Genomic DNA, 18,244 nt, shown 5'->3' on the forward strand with positions numbered 1-18,244 from the left:
AGCCTCTGGAGCCGAGGCGCGCCCTGATGGCGCTCCTGCAACGGGGTGACGCCTCATGGATTTCGACCAGTTGACCCTGACCCAGGCTGTGGCCGACCTCCGCGCCGGAAAAATCACGAGCACCGCACTCACGACGGAAGCTCTCGCCCGCGCCACGGCCAATGCCGATCTGAATGCCTTCGTCACCCTGGACGAGGCCGGCGCCCTGAAAGCTGCGGCCGCATTCGACGCGAACGACAACAAGGACAAGCCGCTCGGCGGCGTTCCCATCGTGATCAAGGACAATATCGAGGTCGCGGGACTTCCCTGCAGCGCGGGAACGCCAGCGCTAAAAAATTACGTTCCGAGGGCCGACGCGCCGGTGGTCGCAAAGCTGCGCGCGGCGGGCGCGATCATCATCGGCAAAACCAGCATGCACGAGCTCGCCTTCGGCATCTCCGGCTACAACACCGCATTCAAGACCGGCGCGGAGTTCGGCGTGCGCAACGCCTATGACCGCGCCCTGATCGCCGGCGGCTCCTCCTCCGGAACGGGCGCCGCGATCGGCGCACGGATCGTCGCGGGCGGGCTCGGCACCGACACTGGCGGATCGGTCAGGGTTCCCGCCGCGCTGAATGGATGTGCCTCGCTCCGCCCGACGGTCGGACGCTATCCGCAAGCTGGCATCGCGCCAATCTCGCACACCCGCGACACCGCGGGTCCGATGGCAGCGACCGCGGCGGATGTCGCGCTGCTCGACCGCGTCATTGCAGGTGGCGATGCCGTTCAGGCGGCCGATCTGAGGCTGGTGCGGATCGGCATCGTAAAGACGATGCTGAGCAATCTCGACGCCGACACCGACGCCGCATTCCAGGTAGCCCTCACGAAAATGAAGACGCAGGGCATCACGATCGTTGAGATCGAGATGCCGCATCTGGCCGAACTCAACGTCCAGGTCGGCTTTCCCGTCGCGCTGTACGAGGCCTATGACGACATGGTGGCCTATCTGGCGCATAGCAGCACCGGCATCACCATTGACGCACTGGCGCGGGAGATCGCGAGCCCCGACGTCAAGGGCACCTATGACGGCCTCGTGATCCCGCGCAAGCTGCCAGGTCCAGACAATACGCTGGTCGATGCCGAGCCGATCTATGACGCGGCCATCAGGTCCGCGCGACCCGCCCTGCAGGCGCTCTACGGCAGGACCTTTGCGGACAACCGGCTCGATGCCATCGCCTTCCCGACCACGCCGCGTATCGCCATTGCCTCCAATCCCGATTCCAGCAGCCTGGAGAATTTCGCCCTGTTCATCCAGAACACCGATCCCGGCAGCAATGCCGGCATTCCCGGCATCCAGATTCCGATCGCGCTCGGCGCCCGGAGCAAACTGCCGATCGGGCTTGAATTGGACGGCCCCGCGGGCAGCGATCGCGGCCTGCTTGCGATCGGCATGGCACTCGACGCCGTTTTCGAGCGATTGCCGCCGCCGCGCCACTCATGAATACGGATTGATCAGCTTCTGCTGCTCGGCGCTGTGATGCACGAGCATGTCGATGAAGGTCCTGACCTTCGCCGACAGATGATGCCGGTGCGGATAGACGGCGTTCATCGACATCTCGACCGGCCGGTACTCGGGCAGCAGGCGAACGAGCCGACCGGCTTCGAGATCGTCCCGAACGAGAAAACCCGCCATCAGGCAGACGGCAGCGCCTTCCAGCGCCACCTTCCGCAAGGCCTCACCGCTGTTGGTGATGAAGCTGCCGGAAATCCGTACCGATGCCGGCGCGCCCTTGCGATCGAAAAAGCGCCAATCGTCGCCGAAGGGATAGTTCAAATGGCGCCCGCAATTGTGCGCCGTGAGCTCATCGAGCTTCTGCACGCGACCGTGCTTGTCGAGATAATCGTGCGAGCAGCACAGCACGTGACGCCAGGTGGCAAGGCTGCGGACGATCAGGCTCGAATCCGGCGGCGCGGTCATGCGCAGGGCAACGTCGTAGCCTTCTTCGATGAGATCGATGTCGGCTTCGCCCATGCGCAGATCGATCTTGAGCTCTGGATAGGCCGACAGCAGCTTCGCCACCACGGGCGCGACGAACGGCACCATGTGCGTGGCGACGTGGATCCGCAGCGTCCCGCGCGGCACCGACTGCAATTCGCTCGCGATATCGTCGGCCTGTTCGATATCGGCGAGGATCTGGATGCAGCGGTCGTAGTAGGCCTTGCCGATCTCGGTGAGATTGACCTTACGCGTGGTGCGCTGAAGCAGCCTCACCCCGAGCCGGTCTTCCAGCGCCTGAACGTGATTGCTCACCATGGTGGTCGACATGTTGAGCTTGCGGGCTGCTGCAGAGAAGCCGCCAGTCTCGACCACCCGGCTAAAGACTTCGAGGCTCGTCAATCGGTCCATGCCGACTGATTATCCGCTCTTGGTCGATAATCGCAAGGAATTCTGTCCGATTATCCGTCAGATTAGCTCGCGCGCGGATGGCGGATGGGTTAGCCGCAATCCTGCGACAGAGGCGGCAATCGCTCTGGGGCAGTCGCACCTCCGGCTCGGTAGACCATACGCGAAGGCGGGATTCCCGGACTATCCACTCTCAGCGGATAATCCTTCCGGTATTTCGCCGATTATCGATCGCCCGAAGAAGACCGATAGTCTCAGCCACCCGACAGGAGACTGCCATGTCCGAGATGCCCCGCACCGAAAACTTCCAGCAAGCGACTGAGGTACTGCAAGCTTCACCGCCGGTGCCGGTGCGTGGTCCGACCCGGAATATGGTTCGACGGGCGGCGTTGGCGCTCGCGTTCCTCGCGGGCACAGCAGCGATTGTCCATTACGGACACGACTACTGGGTCAACGGCCGTTATCTCGAGACAACCGACGACGCCTATGTGAAGGCCGACTCCACGATCGTCGCGCCAAAAGTCTCGGGCTACATCGCCAAGGTGCTGGTCAGCGACAACGAAAAGGTCAAAGCGGGCCATCTGCTGGCGAAGATCGACGACCGCGACTTCAAGGCAGCGCTCGACCAGGCCCGCGCCGATGTCGCTGCGGCGGAAGCGTCGGTGCGCAACCTCGACGCCCAACTCGAACTCCAGCAGCCGATCATCGAGCAGAGCACGGCCGACGTCGCTGCTGCCGACGCGAATCTGAAATTTGCGCAGGAGGAGCGCGCCCGCTACGACGATTTGATGAAGTCGGGCTCCGGCACGATTCAGCGCGCACAACAGACTGACGCCGCGTTGCGCGCCAGCAACGCGCAACTGCAACATGCCAGGTCGGGCCTTGTGGCCGCGCAACGCAAGATCGACGTGCTCACCACCCAGCGCGCGCAGGCCACAGCCCAGCTCGAGCACGCGCGCGCGGTCGCGGAGCAGGCGACCCTGAATCTCTCCTACACCGAGATTACGGCGCCGGTCGACGGCACGGTCGGCGCCCGCTCACTGCGCGTGGGACAGTTCGTGCAGGCCGGCACGCAATTGATGGCGGTGGTGCCGCTCGATGCAGTCTATGTCGTGGCGAATTTCAAGGAGACGCAGCTCACTCATGTCCGCGCCGGCCAACCGGTCGAGCTGCACGTCGACAGTTTTCGCAATCAGACCCTGCGCGGCCATGTCGACAGCCTTTCGCCGGCGAGCGGCCTTGAATTCGCACTGCTGCCGCCCGACAACGCCACCGGCAATTTCACCAAGATCGTGCAGCGGGTGCCGGTGAAGATCGTGCTCGACGACCACAGCTTGACCGGGCTGCTGCGCCCCGGCATGTCCGCGGCGCCGACTATCGACACCAAACAGGCCGTCATGGCCGAGCGCGAGACGGCCAAGCGCCTCGCCGACAATGCGACGCGACCCAACGGAGGCTAAAGGCCCACTCCGGCAGCAATATCAAGTCCTGCCGGATGATCCTTCCCACGTTTCCCGATGATCGAAGCCATCCGCCTGATGCATCCTGTCTCCGTACCCGAGACGAGGCCCTTCATGAGCACGCTCCAACCCGCCCTGAACGCCGCTTCCGCCGCCAGCCTTCCTGCTCCGGCCGCGGCCGCCACGCCGGTGGTTTCCACCAAGACCTGGATTGCCGTGATCGGCGCGACACTCGGCGCCTTCATGGCGGTGCTCAACATCCAGATCGTCAATGCCTCGCTCGCCGACATCCAGGGCGCGATCGGCGCCGGCATCGACGATGGCGGCTGGATCTCGACCTCTTATCTGATCGCGGAGATCGTGGTCATCCCGCTCTCGGGCTGGCTGGCGCAGGTGTTCTCGGTCCGCATTTATCTGCTCACCAACGCGGTCCTGTTCCTGATCCTGTCGGCCGCCTGTGCGCTGGCGCAGGACCTGCCGCAGATGATCGTGCTGCGGGCAGTGCAAGGTTTTACCGGCGGCGTGCTGATTCCGATGGCGTTCACGCTCATCATCACATTGCTGCCGCGCGGAAGGCAGCCGGTCGGCCTTGCGCTGTTCGCGCTGTCGGCGACGTTCGCGCCCGCGATCGGCCCGACCATCGGCGGCTATCTCACCGAAAATTTTGGCTGGCAGTACATCTTCTACGTCAATGTCGTCCCGGGCGGGATCATGGTCGGCATGCTCTGGTACGCGCTCGATGCAAAGCCCATGAAGCTTGGGCTGCTGCGCGACGGCGACTGGGCCGGCATCATCGCCATGGCGATCGGACTGTCGGCGCTGCAGACCGTGCTTGAGGATGGCAATAAGGACGACTGGTTCGGCTCGCCCTTCATCGTCAAGCTGTCCGTCATCGCGGCCGTGGCGCTGACCGCCTTCCTGATCATCGAGCTGACCGTGAAGAAGCCGCTCCTCAACCTGCGCCTGCTGGTCCGCCGCAATTTCGGCTTCGGCATGCTCGCGAATTTCCTGCTGGGAATCGCGCTCTACGGCTCGGTGTTCATCCTGCCGCAATATCTGGCTCGCATCCAAGGCTATAATGCCGAGCAGATCGGCATGGTGCTGGCATGGACCGGCCTGCCGCAGCTCTTGCTGATCCCGCTGGTGCCGCGCTTGATGCAGAAGCTCGATGCGCGGCTCATCATCGGCGTCGGCTTCGTCCTGTTCGCGGCCTCCAACTTCATGAACATCTACATGACCGGCAACTATGCCGCCGATCAATTGCTCTGGCCCAATGTGGTTCGTGCGATCGGCCAGGCGCTGGTGATGGCGCCGCTGTCTGCGGTGGCGACCTCGGGCATCGAACCGGAGAACGCGGGCTCGGCCTCCGGCCTGTTCAACATGATGCGCAATCTCGGTGGCGCCGTCGGCATCGCGCTGTTGCAGACCCTGCTGACCAAGCGCGAGCAGTATCACTCCAACGTGCTGATGCAGTCGGTCTCGCTGTTCGAGCAGGCGACGCGGACGCGGCTGGAACAGCTCACCCAATATTTCGTCAATCACGGCATTCTCGACCGGGCGGACGCGTTGCATCGCGCCTATGTTGCGATCGGCCATATCGTGCAGAAGCAGGCCTATATCCTCGCCTTCAGCGACACCTTCTATCTGCTCGGCGTGGCACTGATCGTCGCGCTGATCGCCACCCTCTTCCTGAAGAAGGCCGGCCCCGCCTCGGCCGGCGGCGCCCACTGACATCACCCCAGCAAGCAAGGAGAACGACCATGAAACCCCGCATGAATTTCTACCAGGCCGCACCCGACACGATGAAGGCGCTGATGGCGCTGGAAGAGCAGATCCAGTCGACCGGCCTCGAGAAATCGCTGATCGAGCTCGTCAAGATCCGCGCGTCGCAGATCAACGGCTGTGCCTTCTGCATCAACATGCACACCGAGGACGCCCGCAAGCGCGGCGAGACCGAGCAACGCATCTATCTACTCAACGCCTGGCGCGAATCGCCGCTCTACACCGACCGCGAGCGCGCGGCGCTGGCCTGGACCGAATCAGTGACGCTGATCTCCGAGACGCACGCGCCTGATGACGTCTACGAGGAGGTCCGCGCGCAATTCTCCGATGCGGAGACGGTGAACCTGACCATGCTGATCGGCGCCATCAATGCCTGGAACAGGATCGCGATCGCGTTCCGTGCGGTTCACCCGGTGAAGGTGAAGGCGTCGGTGGCGTGAGATGTTCTCAGCTGTCATGCCCCGCGCAGGCGGGGCATCCAGTATTCCAGAGACAGCGAGATTAATCACCGCCCGCGCGTCGGACTGGATCGCCCGCCTTCGCGGGCGGTGACACCGAGTGCGCTGCTTAAATCGCCGTCGCTTTGGCGAACTCCACGTAGATCTCGCGCAGCCGCGCGGCAAGCGGGCCGGGCTTGCCGTCGCCGACCTTCTTGCCGTCGATCGCAACCACCGGCTGGACGAACAGCGACGCCGAGGTGGCGAAGGCTTCCTTGGCGGCGAGCGCCTCGGCGACCGTGAAGGAACGCTCCTCGACGCGGAGCTGACGCTCTTCCGCCAGCGCCACCACCGCCTTGCGGGTGCAGCCCGGCAGGATCGCGTTGGAGTTCTTGCGGGTCACGATGACGTCGTCCTGGGTCAGGATGAACGCCGAGGACGAGCCGCCTTCGGTGACGTAGCCGTCTTCCAGCATCCAGGCCTCGCCCGCACCGGCTTCGGCCGCGGCCTGCTTTGCCAGCACTTGCGCGAGGAGTGCCACGCTCTTGATGTCGCGCCGCTCCCAGCGGATGTCGGGCACGGTGATCACGTTGATGCCGGTCTTGGCCGAGGCGGCGTTGATGATGTCCTTCTCCGACGTGAACATTACAAGGCTCGACTTGACGTCGCCCTTGGGGAAGGCGAAGTCGCGGCCCTTGTCGGCGCCGCGGGTGACCTGGAGATAGACGAGGCCGTTCTCGACTTTGTTGCGCGCGATCAGCTCCTTCTGGAGCTCGGTGATGCGCTCGACCGTCTCGGGCAGCTTCAGCTGGATCTCGCCGACCGAGCGCTCCAGCCGCGTCAGATGCGAGGCATTGTCGATCAGCTTGCCGTCGAGCACGGCCGAGACCTCGTAGATGCCGTCGGCAAACAGGAAGCCGCGATCGAGCACCGAAATTTTGGCGTCCGAGAGCGGGACGAATGAGCCGTTGACATAGGCGATCGGATCCAAGGCAGGTCTCCTGGCGGGAAGAGAGATTTGGTGCGGTTATACGGGATTTGGCGACGCCCTGAAACCCGCCTTCGGCGCATCCCGGAATAACGCGAGAATTAATGCGACAGGATCTTCGACAAAAACTTCTGCGCGCGGTCGCTGCGGGGCTTGCCGAAGAAATCGTCCTTCGGGGCGTCCTCGACGATCTCGCCGCGGTCCATGAAGATCACGCGGTTGGCGACCTTGCGGGCAAAGCCCATCTCGTGGGTGACGACCATCATGGTCATGCCCTCATGGGCAAGGTCCACCATGACGTCGAGCACCTCGCTCACCATTTCGGGGTCGAGCGCCGAGGTCGGCTCGTCGAACAGCATGACAATGGGATCCATTGCGAGCGCGCGAGCGATCGCCACCCGCTGCTGCTGGCCACCGGACAGGTTCGCGGGATACTTTTGCGCCTGTTCCTTCAGGCCGACGCGCTCCAGCAGCTGCATGCCTTTTGCCATCGCCTTGTCGCGCGACCGGTCGAGCACCTTCTGCTGTGCGAGACAGAGATTGTCGATGATCTTCAGATGCGGAAACAGCTCGAAATGCTGAAACACCATGCCGACACGCGAGCGCAGCTTGGGCAGATTGGTCTTGGGATCGTTGACCTTGGTGCCATCGACGCTGATGTCGCCTTTCTGGAACGGCTCCAGCGCGTTGACGCATTTGATCAGCGTCGACTTGCCTGATCCCGACGGACCGCAGACCACGACCACCTCGCCCTTGGTGACGCTGGTGGTGCAGTCGGTCAGCACCTGGAAGCTCGGGCTGTACCATTTGTCGACGTGGCTGATCTCGATCATGACAAACTCTATCGAATGATGGCGATGCGCGCCTGCAGGCGGCGAACGCCGAAGGACGCAACACAGGAAATGGTGAAGTAGACGATCGCTGCGAACAGATACATTTCGACCAGACGGCCGTCGCGCTGCGCGACCTTGCTCGCGGCACCGAGGAAATCGGTGATCGACAGCACGTAAACCAGTGAGGTGTCCTGGAACAGCACGATGGTCTGCGTGATCAGCACCGGCAGCATGTTACGGAAGGCCTGCGGCAGCACGACGTAGCGCATGGTCTGGGCGTAGGTCAGGCCAAGCGCGTTGGCTGCGGCCGGCTGACCGCGCGAGATCGACTGGATGCCGGCACGCATGATCTCGGAGAAGTACGCGGCCTCGAACAAGATGAAGGTGATGAGCGAGGACGCGAACGCGCCGACACTGATCGGGCGCGACGCGCCGGTCACCCACTGCCCGATATAGGGCACCAGGAAGTAGAACCAGAAGATCACCAGCACCAGCGGCAGCGAGCGCATGAAGTCGACATAGACCCCGGCGATGCGGCCCAGGATCTTGAAGCCAGACAGCCGCATCAGCGCGATTGCCGTGCCGAAGATCAGGCCGCCGAGCGCCGCAAGTCCCGTGAGCATCAGCGTGAACGTCATGCCCTCGTAGAACAGATAAGGCAGCGTGCGGCGGATGACGTCGAAATCGAAATTGCTGAACATGGTGCTATTTCCCCGTGATGTAGCCGGGGATCGCGACGTAGCGCTCGAGGAAGCGCATTGCGGTCACGACGACGGCGTTGACGAGGAGATAGAGAAGGGTCGCGGCGGTGAAGGCCTCGAACACCTGGAACGAGAATTCCTGCATCGAGCGCGCCTGTCCGGTCAACTCAAGCAAGCCGATGGTGATGGCCACAGCCGTGTTCTTGATGGTGTTGAGGAACTCGGACGTCAGCGGCGGCAGGATGATGCGAAAAGCCATCGGCAGCAAGATGTAGCGATAAGCCTGCAAGGTCGTCAGGCCGAGCGCGGTCGCCGCCATCTTCTGGCCGCGTGGGAGCGATCCGATGCCGGCCTGCAACTGCACGGCGACGCGCGCCGACATGAAGAACCCGATGCCGATCGCCGCCGTCCAGAACGGCGCATTCGGCAGCTGCTTCAGCCAGAGGCCGGCAGATTTCGGCAGCAGTTCCGGCAGCACGAAGAACCACAGGAAGAGCTGCACCAACAGCGGCATGTTGCGGAAGAATTCGACATAGGCAAAGCCGAACCAATACGCTCCCTTCGACGGCAGCGTGCGCATCACGCCGACGATCGAGCCCATGATCAGCGCGATGATCCAAGCGAGCGCACCCGTCTTGAGGGTCAGCACCAGGCCCGACAACAGCATGTCGAGATAGGTGCCGGTTCCCATCGGGTTCGGCTCGAAGAAAATTCCCCAGTTCCAGTGGTAGTTCACGTGTCCCCCGCGCGAACGCGCCAGTCATGGATGTCCTGGCGCTATGCAAATGTCCGGCCACCTTGGAGTCAAGATGGCCGGACACGATCCGGATCGAAAGATCGCGGTTATAGCTTACTTATAATCGTCCGGGTTCGGCGAGTCGGTCGGCTTGGCGAACTCGTTCTTCAGCTCGGCCGAGATCGGGGTGTTGAGGTTCAGACCCTTCGGCGGGATCTTCTGGGTGAACCACTTCTCGTAGATCTTCTGGCCTTCCCCGGAAGTATAGAGCGCTGCGGTCGCCGCATCGACCACCTTCTTGAACGCCGCGTCGTCCTTGCGCAGCATGATGCCGTAGGGCTCAGGCTTGGAGAACGCGTCCTTGGAGATGACGTAGTCGTCGGGCGACTTCGAGCCGGCAACGAGGCTCGCGAGCAGGATGTCGTCCATCACGAAGGCGACGGCGCGGTCGGTCTCGACCATCAGGAAGGATTCGGCGTGGTCCTTGGCCGGGATGATGTTGGCGCCGAGGCTTTTCGCAACATTGGCTTCGGTGAGCTGCTTGATGTTGGTGGTGCCGGCGGTCGAGACCACCGTCTTGCCCTTGAGATCGTCGATCGACTTCAGGCCGCTCGACTTCTTGAAGACGTAGCGGCTGGCGGTCAGGTAATGGGTGTTGGTGAAGGCAACCTGCTTCTGCCGCTCGGCATTGTTGGTGGTCGAGCCGCATTCGAGGTCGATTGTGCCGTTGGCCATCAGCGGAATACGCGTCGCCGAGGTCACGGGATTGAGCTTGACCTCGAGCTTGTCGAGCTTGAGCTCCTTCTTCACGGCGTCGACGATCTTGTAGCAGATGTCCATCGCGAACCCGATGGGCTTCTGGTTGTCATCGAGATAGGAGAACGGGATCGAGGAGTCGCGGAAGCCGAGCGTAATGGCGCCGGTGTCCTTGATGTTCTTCAGCGTGCCGGTCAGCTCCTCGGCCCCGGCCTGGCTGACAGCGAAGGTCGCGGCGAGCGCGAGGCCGATGCTACGGAAATGTTTCACTTTTGGGTCCCCTTTCAGGATGATGCCGGCGGGATGCAAGCACAAATTGGATTGGAATAGAATGTGACTTTTGGCTGGATCGCGGCTCCGGTTAACGGCTCAGGTCGGCGGGCGCGTTAGCGGGCTTGTTAGCGGGCTTGGCACTTCCCCGAGATCCCAGAACAGGCCGGCCATCACCGTCAAGGCCTCTTCGGTCAATGGCAGCAGGATGTGCTCATTGGGCGCATGCTGGGAGCAGCCGGGATAGGAGTGCGGCACCCAGATCGTCGGCAGGCCCAGGATCTCGGAGAACACGTCGTTGGGCAACGAGCCGCCGAAATTGGGCAGTACCGCCGGGACCTTGCCGGTGGTCTGACGGACCGAATCTGCCGCCCATGTGATCCAGGGGCTGTCGAAATCCGTGCGCGAGGCGGCAAAGCTCTGCGCCGCCCGCACCTCGACCATCGGAAAGCCCTTCTGCGCCAGATGCGCGCGGATCGCCTCGATCAGCCCATCGATCCTGGTGCCGACCACGAAACGCAGTTGCAGCACGGCATTGGCGTGGCCGGGAATGGCGTTGGCCGGCTTCTCGATATTGCCCGACGACATCGCCAGCACTTCGAGCGTGTTCCAGGCGTAGAGCCGCTCGGCCGCCGAAAGACCCTCCTCGCCCCAGCCCTCGGCCAACGCCGGCTCGTCCTCGGTCGGCACCACCTGCACGTCCGCAAGATAACTGCGGATCTGGTTGGTGAGGCGCGGCGGCTTCAGCGCATCCAGCTGAAGGCGGCCGTGGCCGTCGACCAGCGTCGAGATCGCGTTGACCAGAATGGTCGCGGGGTTGGCGAGCACACCGCCCCAATTGCCGGAGTGATGGCCGCCGTCGCGAAGGTTCACATCGAGATGAATGCGGATGCCGCCGCGGCAGCCGAGGAACAGGGTGGGACGGTCGGCGGACAGGCGCGGCCCGTCGGAGGCCATGAACAGATCGGCCTTGAGCGCATCGCGATTGAGATCGCAGATCTTGCCGAGATCCGGCGAACCGATCTCCTCGCCCATCTCGACGATGAACTTGGCGTTGAAGCCGAGCTTGCCGCCGCGGGCCTCGCGCACCGCGCGGAGTGCGGCCATGTTGATGCTGTGCTGGCCCTTGTTGTCGGCCGTGCCGCGACCGTAAAGACGCGTGCCCGAAACCGTGGTGCGCCAGGGATCGCGGCCGTCGCGCCACTCGCCTTCCATGCCGTCGACGACGTCGCCATGGCCGTAGATCAGCACGGTCGGCGCCGTCTCGCTCTCGTGGTGTTCTGCGAACAGGAACGGCGCCTTGCCGCTGGGAGATTCGATCATCCGGCTTTGGAAATCGAGCGCGGCGAAAGCGGGCACCATCTCCTGTTCCAGATAGGCGCGCAGCTCGACGCTCCGGTTCGGATTCTGGCTCTCGGTCCGGTAGGCGACGCGACGGTCGAGTTCAGCGAGGAACGCGCCGGATTTGAAATCGTCACGGGCGCGGGCGATGGCATCGGCTCTGGTCATTATTTTCTTTTTTAGGTTGCGAGGCGAAGAAGCATACCCGATACGGGCAGGCCTCCGAAAGTGGCGGGGACTTCGATAGTCTTGGGATTTCGTTCTTGCTCTCTTGAGATTGGCTTGCCAAGCGCGGCAGCGCCGCTGATTTTGGCCTTGCCAACGTCGCGCTATATGCAAGAACTTCGCCAAGTTCGGGCGCAGCTCTATCATTCGAAGAGCGCCCGGTACAGGGCGCCGGGGGACCATCATGGCCAAGCAGATCAGGCTCAATGCATTTGCGATGAATTGCGTCGCACACCAGTCACCGGGCTTGTGGACCCATCCGCGCGACCGCACTGCCGAATATAACCGCCTGCCCTACTGGATCGATCTTGCCAAAACGCTGGAGCGCGGCCGTTTCGACGGGCTGTTCCTGGCCGACGTGCTCGGCGTCTATGACGTCTACGGCAACAGTCCTGACGCAGCCTTGCGCAATGCAGCCCAGTCGCCCTCGAACGATCCGCTGCTGCTGCTGTCGGCAATGGCGGCGGTCACGCAGAATCTCGGCTTCGGCGTCACCAGCAATCTTTCCTTCGAGCCGCCCTATCCGTTCGCGCGGCGGATGTCGACGCTCGATCATCTTACCGAGGGGCGTATCGGCTGGAATGTCGTCACCGGCTATCTCGACAGCGCCGCGCGCGGCGCCGGCAAGGACAAGCAGATCGGGCACGACGACCGCTACGAGATCGCCGACGAATATATGGAGGTCGTCTACAAGCTCTGGGAAGGAAGCTGGGAGGACGACGCCGTGCTGCGCGACCGTACGCGCGGCATCTTCACCGATCCCACAAAAGTTCATCGCGTCAACCACGAGGGCGCCAACTACCGCATCAACAACACGATCCATCTGAGCGAGCCGTCGCCGCAGCGGACGCCCGTGCTGTACCAGGCCGGCACCTCGCCGCGCGGACGGAGGTTCGCGGCACAGCACGCCGAATGCGTGTTCATGTCGGGACCGTCGGCCAAGGTGATCGCGCCGCGGGTGTCGGCGATCCGTCAGGAGGCCGCCGCGTTCGGCCGCAATCCGGCGGAAATCCTGATGTTCTCGATGATGACGATCATCCTCGGGCGGACGGAGGCCGAGGCGAACGAAAAATATGCCGACTATCGCCGCCACATCAGCCCCGAGGGCGCGCTCGCGCTGATGTCGGGATGGACCGGAATCGACTTCTCCGGCTACGAGCTCGATCAGCAGGTGCGCCATGTCCAGAACGACGCCGGCCGCAGCGCACTGGATAACGTCACCCGCGCCGATCCCGATCGCGTCTGGACCGTGCGCGACGTCATCGAGCATGTCGGCGTCGGCGGCGCCGGTCCCGTCGTGGTCGGCACGCCGGAGATGGTCGCGGACAAGATCGAAGCGTGGTTCGAGGCGACCGATGTCGACGGCCTCAACGTCGCCTTCGCGATCTCACCCGGCGATTTCGAGGACATCGCCGACATGCTGGTGCCGGAGCTGACGCGGCGTGGGCGGTACAAGGCCGAGTACGCCCGGGGCACGCTGCGGGAGAAGCTGTTCGGTGACGGGCGTGCAAGGCTGGGTGCGCCGCATCCGGCGGCGGGGTACCGGGTGGGGAGGAAGGGATAGAGCCACCGCTCTCCCCGTCATTGCGAGCGAAGCGAAGCAATCCAGAATTGCTCCACGGAGACAGTCTGGATTGCTTCGTCGCAAGTGCTCCTCGCAATGACGGTGGAGGCACCTGCCCTACACCTTCCCGTCCACCATCACCTCGATCAGCTTCGTGCCAGGCCGGCCGAACGCCGACACCAGCGTCGCCTTCAACTCGCGAGGGTCGCTGACCTTGATCGCCTCGCATCCCAACGCCTTCGCCACGCCCGCGAAATCCACCGGGGGATCGACAAAATCCATGCCGACGTAATTGTCGTCGCCATGGAAGGCGAGCAGACGCTGCTTGATGATGCGGTAGCCGCCATTATTGGCAATGACCACATTGAGCGGCAGCTTGTGATGCGCCGCCGTCCACAGCGACTGGATCGAATACATCGCGCTGCCGTCGCCGGAGAAGCAGACGACGGGGTGATCGGGATTGGCGATGCTGGCGCCGACGGAGGCCGGCAGGCCCCAGCCGATGCCGCCGGAGGCAAGGCCGTGATAGCCGAAGCGGTCGCGGTGCGCACGCAGCGCCGTGATCTGGCGGCTCGAAGTGAGGCCTTCGTCAACGAGGATGGCATTGGCTGGCATGGCCTCGACCATCTGCAGCACCAGCCAGTCCGGATCGATGGGGCTGCGGTTCGCGGCCTTGCCGATCTGCTCGACCAGCGCGGTGCGCCTTGCGGTCCAGTTCTTCGGCGCGAGCTCGGCGAGACGTTGCCTCGCACGTTGCGCCAGGGCAGCGCCGCCCATCTCCTTCAACACCGGGATCAGCGCGCGCAGCGTTTCCTTCAAATCCGCCTTCAGCGCGATCTCGGCACCGTAGTTCTTGGCGATCTCCCAATCGCCGAGGCCGATCTGCACGATGCCAAGGCCCTCCGGCAGCGCATCGACCTCGCTGTAGACCGACATCCGCAGGGGATCGCCGCCGAGCGCGATCAAGAGGTCGTACGGCGCAAGCGTGTCGCGCGCGACTTTCTGAACCCGTGCCAGCGTGCCGACGAAGCTCGGGCTCTCCGAGAGGAAGTGCGAGCCATAGGGTGTCGACGATTGGTACGCGGCCGCGCCCAAAAGCTCGGCGAGTTCGGCTGCCTCCTTCAGCGCGTCGCTCTTCACCACCTCGTCCATGGTGACGATCACGGGGCGCTCGGCTTTCAGCAGCCGCATAGCGAAAGCCTTCAGGGCCTCATCCGATGGCCTTGTGCGGGCGTCGATGCGGGTGGAGCGACCGAGATCTATTCCGGCCTCGCTGTTGAGGATGTCGCCGGGCAACGAAATGAACACCGGCCCGGTCGGCGGCGTGGTCGCGATTTTTGCGGCGCGGCGCACGATGCGCGGCAGATCCTCGAGCCGGGTCACCTCGACCGCCCATTTCACCAGCGGCTCGGCCATGCGCACCAGCGGGCCGTAGAGCACCGGCTCCATCAGTCCGTGGCCCTGCTCCTGCTGGCCCGCGGTGAGGATCATCGGCGTGCCCGTGAACTGGGCGTTGTAGAGCGAGCCCATCGCGTTGCCGAGGCCGGGCGCGACATGGACGTTGCATGCGACGAGCTTTCCGGAGGCGCGGCTATAGCCATCCGCGATCGCCACCACCAGGCTCTCCTGCATCGCCATCACATAGGTGAGATCGGGATGGTCCTTCAGCGCGTGCATGATCGGCAGTTCGGTCGTGCCGGGATTGCCGAACAGATGCGTGATGCCCTCGTCCTTGAGCAGCGCGAGAAAGGCGGAGCGGCCGGTGATCTTGTTCTTCATGTTTCCTCCAGAGGCGGACGTTGCCGCAAGGCAGGAAGCATGATGGCCGAAATCGCGGGAGGCGCGCAAGGAAGCGCAGTCATGGCTGCGTTGCGTGGGCGCAGCACGCTACATCTCCTCGCGCCCCAGCTCGAACGGATCCTCGCCGCCCGCCCGCTTCTTCTTTTTCGAGCGCTGCCAGACCACACCGGGAAAGCCCTTCAACGGTACCAGCGGCTCGCCGGTATAGGTCCATTCCTGCAGCTCCTCGATCGCAATGTGATACAGCGGCTGGCGGCCGGTGCGCTCTTTGAACAGCGCACGGGGGATGTTGACCATGTGCGGCCCGCGCGGGCGCTCATATGCGATCGGCGTGCCGCAATGCGCGCAGAAGCTGCGCGCGGTCTTCGTTGCCTTGTCCTCGTAGCGCGTCAGCGCCGTCTTGCCTGCGGTGATGCGAAACCGTTTCTTCCAGCTTCCGACATAGGTTGCATAGGCGGCGCCGTGGGCGCGACGGCTGGCGGCGGAGTGATCGTGCCAGGCCCAGCGTGCGGGAACGTCAATCTCGAAGGTGACCTTGCCGCAGAGGCATTGGCCGGTGGCAACTCCTGCGGCGGCTGCGGCTTTGGCCATGGGTGCTTCCCTCATCGCTCGCAATGACGGAATTCGTGGTGTCCGTCGGGGCAACACAATAACTCCGTAGCCCGGATGAGCGAAGCGACATCCGGGAAGACCAGAGCTTAGGTGAAGACCCCGGATATCGCTTCGCTCAACCGGGCTACAGCAGTGTCAGACCGGCGTCAGCTCGTCATACACCGGATAGTCGGTATAGCCCTTCTCCTCGCCGCCGTAGAACGTCGCACGGTTATACGGCGTGAGAGGGTAGTCGTGCTGCAGGCGGCGCGGCAGATCGGGGTTGGAGATGAAGATGCGGCCGAAGGCGATGAGGTCGGCGTGTCCCTCTGCGATAGCGGCGTTCGCCGTCTCGGCCGTAAACCCGCCTGCCGTCATCAGCACGCCGCTGTAGAGCGGGCGGAATAGCAGCATTGCCGACGGCACGTTCTGCCAGTTGACTTCGGCACGCCCGGAGCCGCTGGAGCGCGGTTCGATGAAATGCAGATAGGCAAGACCGAGCTTGTCGAGCGCCTTGACCACGTGCGTGTAGAGCGGCATCGGATCGGGCTCGCCGGAATCATTGGCGATGCCGTGGGGCGACAGCCGCACGCCGACGCGGCCCGCGCCCCAGACGTCGATCGCCGCCTGGGTCACTTCGAGCAGAAGCCGCGCGCGGTTCTCGATCGAACCGCCATATTGATCGGTGCGCTGGTTGCTGCGTGATTGCAGGAATTGCTCGAGCAGATAGCCGTTGGCGCCGTGGATCTCGACGCCGTCGAAGCCCGCGGCCAGCGCGTTCTTCGCACCCTGCCTGAAGGCCTCGACGATGCCCGTGACCTCGTTCGTCTCCAGCGCGCGCGGCGTCTCATAGTCGGAGATCTTGCCGTCGGCGGTCATTGCCTTCATGCCTTCGGCCTTGATCGCGATCGCCGATGCCGAGACCGGCAGCTCCCCGCCGTGGAAGGAAGAATGCGAGACGCGGCCCACGTGCCAGAGCTGGAGAAAGATGATGCCGCCCTTGGCGTGCACGGCGTCGACAACCTTGCGCCAGCCCGCGATCTGCGTCTCCGAATAGATGCCGGGCGTCGCCGGATTACCGCGACCATGCGAGAGCACAGGCGAGGCCTCGGCAATGAGCAGGCCGCCTTGGGTGGCGCGCTGACCGTAATATTCGGCATTGAGCGGCCGCGGCGAAAAGCTCTCGCGCTCGGCTCGCATGCGCGTCAACGGCGCCATCGCGACGCGGTGCGCGAGCTTGTACGGACCGACCTGCAACGGTTGAAACAACGCCTCGAATTTCATTCCGGCCCCAAAATGATTGGATGAGAGGACGGGGATCATAAGAGAAAGGTCCGCAGCTCGGAAGCTGCACGGGGGAATGGCTGGCCAGCCAAAAGAGGCGGCGAATAAAAGAAGCCCCGGGGCCGGGCCCGGGGCTTTCGTCTATCCGGATTGCAGGTCAGTATTTCGCAACGACCGCGCCTGGGCTGAACTTGTAGTTCAAGCCAACACGCGCGATGTGGCCCGTGAAATTCGCGGTAGAGTCAAAGCCACGCGCCGGGCCGGGCGTGAACGGGAATAGCGGATTGAAGATGGTGTATTTCTCGCTGCCGAGATCGTAGTAGAGATATTCGAGCTTGACGCTCCAGTTCGACGCAATGCGGTACTCGCCGCCGCCGCCGACCGTCCAGCCCACGCGCCAGCTTTCCACCGCGCCTGCGCTACAGATCACATTGAGGCAGGGCGTGCCGCTCCCACCCGTAGGATCCACGATCGACGTCGACGCCTTGACATGCCCATAGGCAAGACCGCCGGTCGCGTACAGCATCAAGTCGGGCACGACGGTGGCACCGATCCGGCCGCGCACGGTCCCCAGCCAGTCGACCTTCTGATCTTGCGTGGTCATGATCGTCGGGAAGACCGGCAAGGTTCGGGTCACCGTTGAGCTACCCTTGGTGTCGGCCGCCGCAATATCGGCTTCGACGCCCCACACCAACGAGCCCGTCTGCACATTGTAGCCGGCCTGCAAGCCGCCCAGCACACCACGCGCGTCTGTTGCCAGCGAAGCCGGGACAAGGCCTCCCGCCAGTGCGACGTCGAGCACGCCCGCAGTGAAGACCGGATCATGGGGCGCGAGATTGTTCGCACCATCCCCCCACCCATACCCGACATTCACGCCGGCGTAGAAGCCCGACCAGTTGTAGGCAACGGGCAGTGGCGACGCCTTGTACGCTGGCGCACGTGCGGTCATATCTGCCGCAAGAGCGGGCTGCGCCGAGGCGACGCCCAAAGCCACAAACACGATCGGAGCAAAGCGAAGCATTATCGAGATTCCAATTCCGAAGATTGACGTTGACCAGAACTAACCGGCCGACATTCGAAATGGGATAGCAAG

16 protein-coding genes are annotated in these 18,244 nt (G+C 63.7%); 5 read left to right on the forward strand and 11 right to left on the reverse strand.

The genetic code is table 11. The features are described 5' to 3' along the window. Window positions 1-55 precede the first annotated feature (55 nt). Window positions 56-1,480 (forward strand): indoleacetamide hydrolase, encoded by a 1,425-nt coding sequence (gene iaaH, locus IVB48_RS25560; protein WP_247404069.1) that lies wholly within the window; start codon window positions 56-58, stop codon window positions 1,478-1,480. On the opposite strand, the gene IVB48_RS25565 is transcribed toward iaaH, so the two are convergent. After that, entirely contained in the window at window positions 1,475-2,386 is a 912-nt protein-coding gene (locus tag IVB48_RS25565; RefSeq protein ID WP_027565481.1) for a LysR family transcriptional regulator, read from the reverse strand. The genes iaaH and IVB48_RS25565 overlap by 6 nt on opposite strands. A 275-nt stretch (window positions 2,387-2,661) precedes the next feature. Between IVB48_RS25565 and IVB48_RS25570 the strand changes: the two genes are divergently transcribed. From IVB48_RS25570 to IVB48_RS25580, 3 genes are all read left to right on the forward strand, one after another. Then, window positions 2,662-3,843: an HlyD family secretion protein gene (locus IVB48_RS25570; RefSeq protein WP_247404072.1), complete on the forward strand. Its 1,182-nt coding sequence runs from the start codon at window positions 2,662-2,664 to the stop codon at window positions 3,841-3,843. Window positions 3,844-3,957: 114 nt separating this feature from the next. After that, a complete protein-coding gene (locus IVB48_RS25575; RefSeq protein WP_247404074.1) occupies window positions 3,958-5,574 on the forward strand; it encodes an MDR family MFS transporter in 1,617 nt (538 codons plus the stop codon). A 29-nt stretch (window positions 5,575-5,603) separates the two neighbouring features. Next, window positions 5,604-6,065 (forward strand): carboxymuconolactone decarboxylase family protein, encoded by a 462-nt coding sequence (locus IVB48_RS25580; protein WP_247404076.1) that lies wholly within the window; start codon window positions 5,604-5,606, stop codon window positions 6,063-6,065. Window positions 6,066-6,192: 127 nt separating this feature from the next. On the opposite strand, the gene IVB48_RS25585 is transcribed toward IVB48_RS25580, so the two are convergent. The 6 genes from IVB48_RS25585 to IVB48_RS25610 all read right to left on the reverse strand — a co-directional run bounded on the left by IVB48_RS25585 (window position 6,193) and on the right by IVB48_RS25610 (window position 11,855). Then, a complete protein-coding gene (locus IVB48_RS25585; protein WP_247404078.1) occupies window positions 6,193-7,053 on the reverse strand; it encodes a D-amino-acid transaminase in 861 nt (286 codons plus the stop codon). 98 nt (window positions 7,054-7,151) lie between these two features. Beyond that, window positions 7,152-7,883 carry an amino acid ABC transporter ATP-binding protein gene (locus IVB48_RS25590; protein ID WP_007597027.1) on the reverse strand — a complete coding sequence of 244 codons (732 nt, stop codon included), beginning with the start codon at window positions 7,881-7,883 and terminating at the stop codon, window positions 7,152-7,154. Between the two features lie 8 nt (window positions 7,884-7,891). Then, the gene (locus IVB48_RS25595; RefSeq protein ID WP_027565486.1) at window positions 7,892-8,584 is read right to left on the reverse strand and encodes an ABC transporter permease subunit; all 693 of its coding nucleotides are present in this window, start codon (window positions 8,582-8,584) and stop codon (window positions 7,892-7,894) included. A 4-nt stretch (window positions 8,585-8,588) separates the two neighbouring features. After that, window positions 8,589-9,320, reverse strand: coding sequence for an amino acid ABC transporter permease (locus IVB48_RS25600; RefSeq protein ID WP_027565487.1), 732 nt, complete (start codon window positions 9,318-9,320; stop codon window positions 8,589-8,591). A gap of 114 nt (window positions 9,321-9,434) precedes the next feature. Next, a complete protein-coding gene (locus IVB48_RS25605; protein ID WP_027565488.1) occupies window positions 9,435-10,346 on the reverse strand; it encodes an amino acid ABC transporter substrate-binding protein in 912 nt (303 codons plus the stop codon). A gap of 99 nt (window positions 10,347-10,445) precedes the next feature. Beyond that, entirely contained in the window at window positions 10,446-11,855 is a 1,410-nt protein-coding gene (locus IVB48_RS25610; RefSeq protein WP_247404081.1) for a M20 family metallopeptidase, read from the reverse strand. A 241-nt stretch (window positions 11,856-12,096) separates the two neighbouring features. Between IVB48_RS25610 and IVB48_RS25615 the strand changes: the two genes are divergently transcribed. Beyond that, the gene (locus IVB48_RS25615) at window positions 12,097-13,476 is read left to right on the forward strand and encodes an LLM class flavin-dependent oxidoreductase (RefSeq protein WP_247357888.1); all 1,380 of its coding nucleotides are present in this window, start codon (window positions 12,097-12,099) and stop codon (window positions 13,474-13,476) included. Between the two features lie 117 nt (window positions 13,477-13,593). Here IVB48_RS25615 and IVB48_RS25620 read toward each other — a convergent pair whose 3' ends face one another. From IVB48_RS25620 to IVB48_RS25635, 4 genes are all read right to left on the reverse strand, one after another. Then, window positions 13,594-15,255 (reverse strand): thiamine pyrophosphate-binding protein, encoded by a 1,662-nt coding sequence (locus tag IVB48_RS25620; RefSeq protein WP_247404084.1) that lies wholly within the window; start codon window positions 15,253-15,255, stop codon window positions 13,594-13,596. 108 nt (window positions 15,256-15,363) lie between these two features. Continuing rightward, the gene (locus IVB48_RS25625) at window positions 15,364-15,867 is read right to left on the reverse strand and encodes a GFA family protein (protein WP_247357886.1); all 504 of its coding nucleotides are present in this window, start codon (window positions 15,865-15,867) and stop codon (window positions 15,364-15,366) included. Window positions 15,868-16,023: 156 nt separating this feature from the next. Next, window positions 16,024-17,151: an alkene reductase gene (locus IVB48_RS25630; RefSeq protein ID WP_247404087.1), complete on the reverse strand. Its 1,128-nt coding sequence runs from the start codon at window positions 17,149-17,151 to the stop codon at window positions 16,024-16,026. A 157-nt stretch (window positions 17,152-17,308) separates the two neighbouring features. Beyond that, window positions 17,309-18,172 (reverse strand): outer membrane beta-barrel protein, encoded by an 864-nt coding sequence (locus tag IVB48_RS25635; protein WP_247404090.1) that lies wholly within the window; start codon window positions 18,170-18,172, stop codon window positions 17,309-17,311. Window positions 18,173-18,244 lie beyond the last annotated feature (72 nt).

It is taken from the genome of Bradyrhizobium sp. 76 (genome assembly GCF_023073025.1).
Classification (GTDB): Bacteria; Pseudomonadota; Alphaproteobacteria; order Rhizobiales; family Xanthobacteraceae; genus Bradyrhizobium.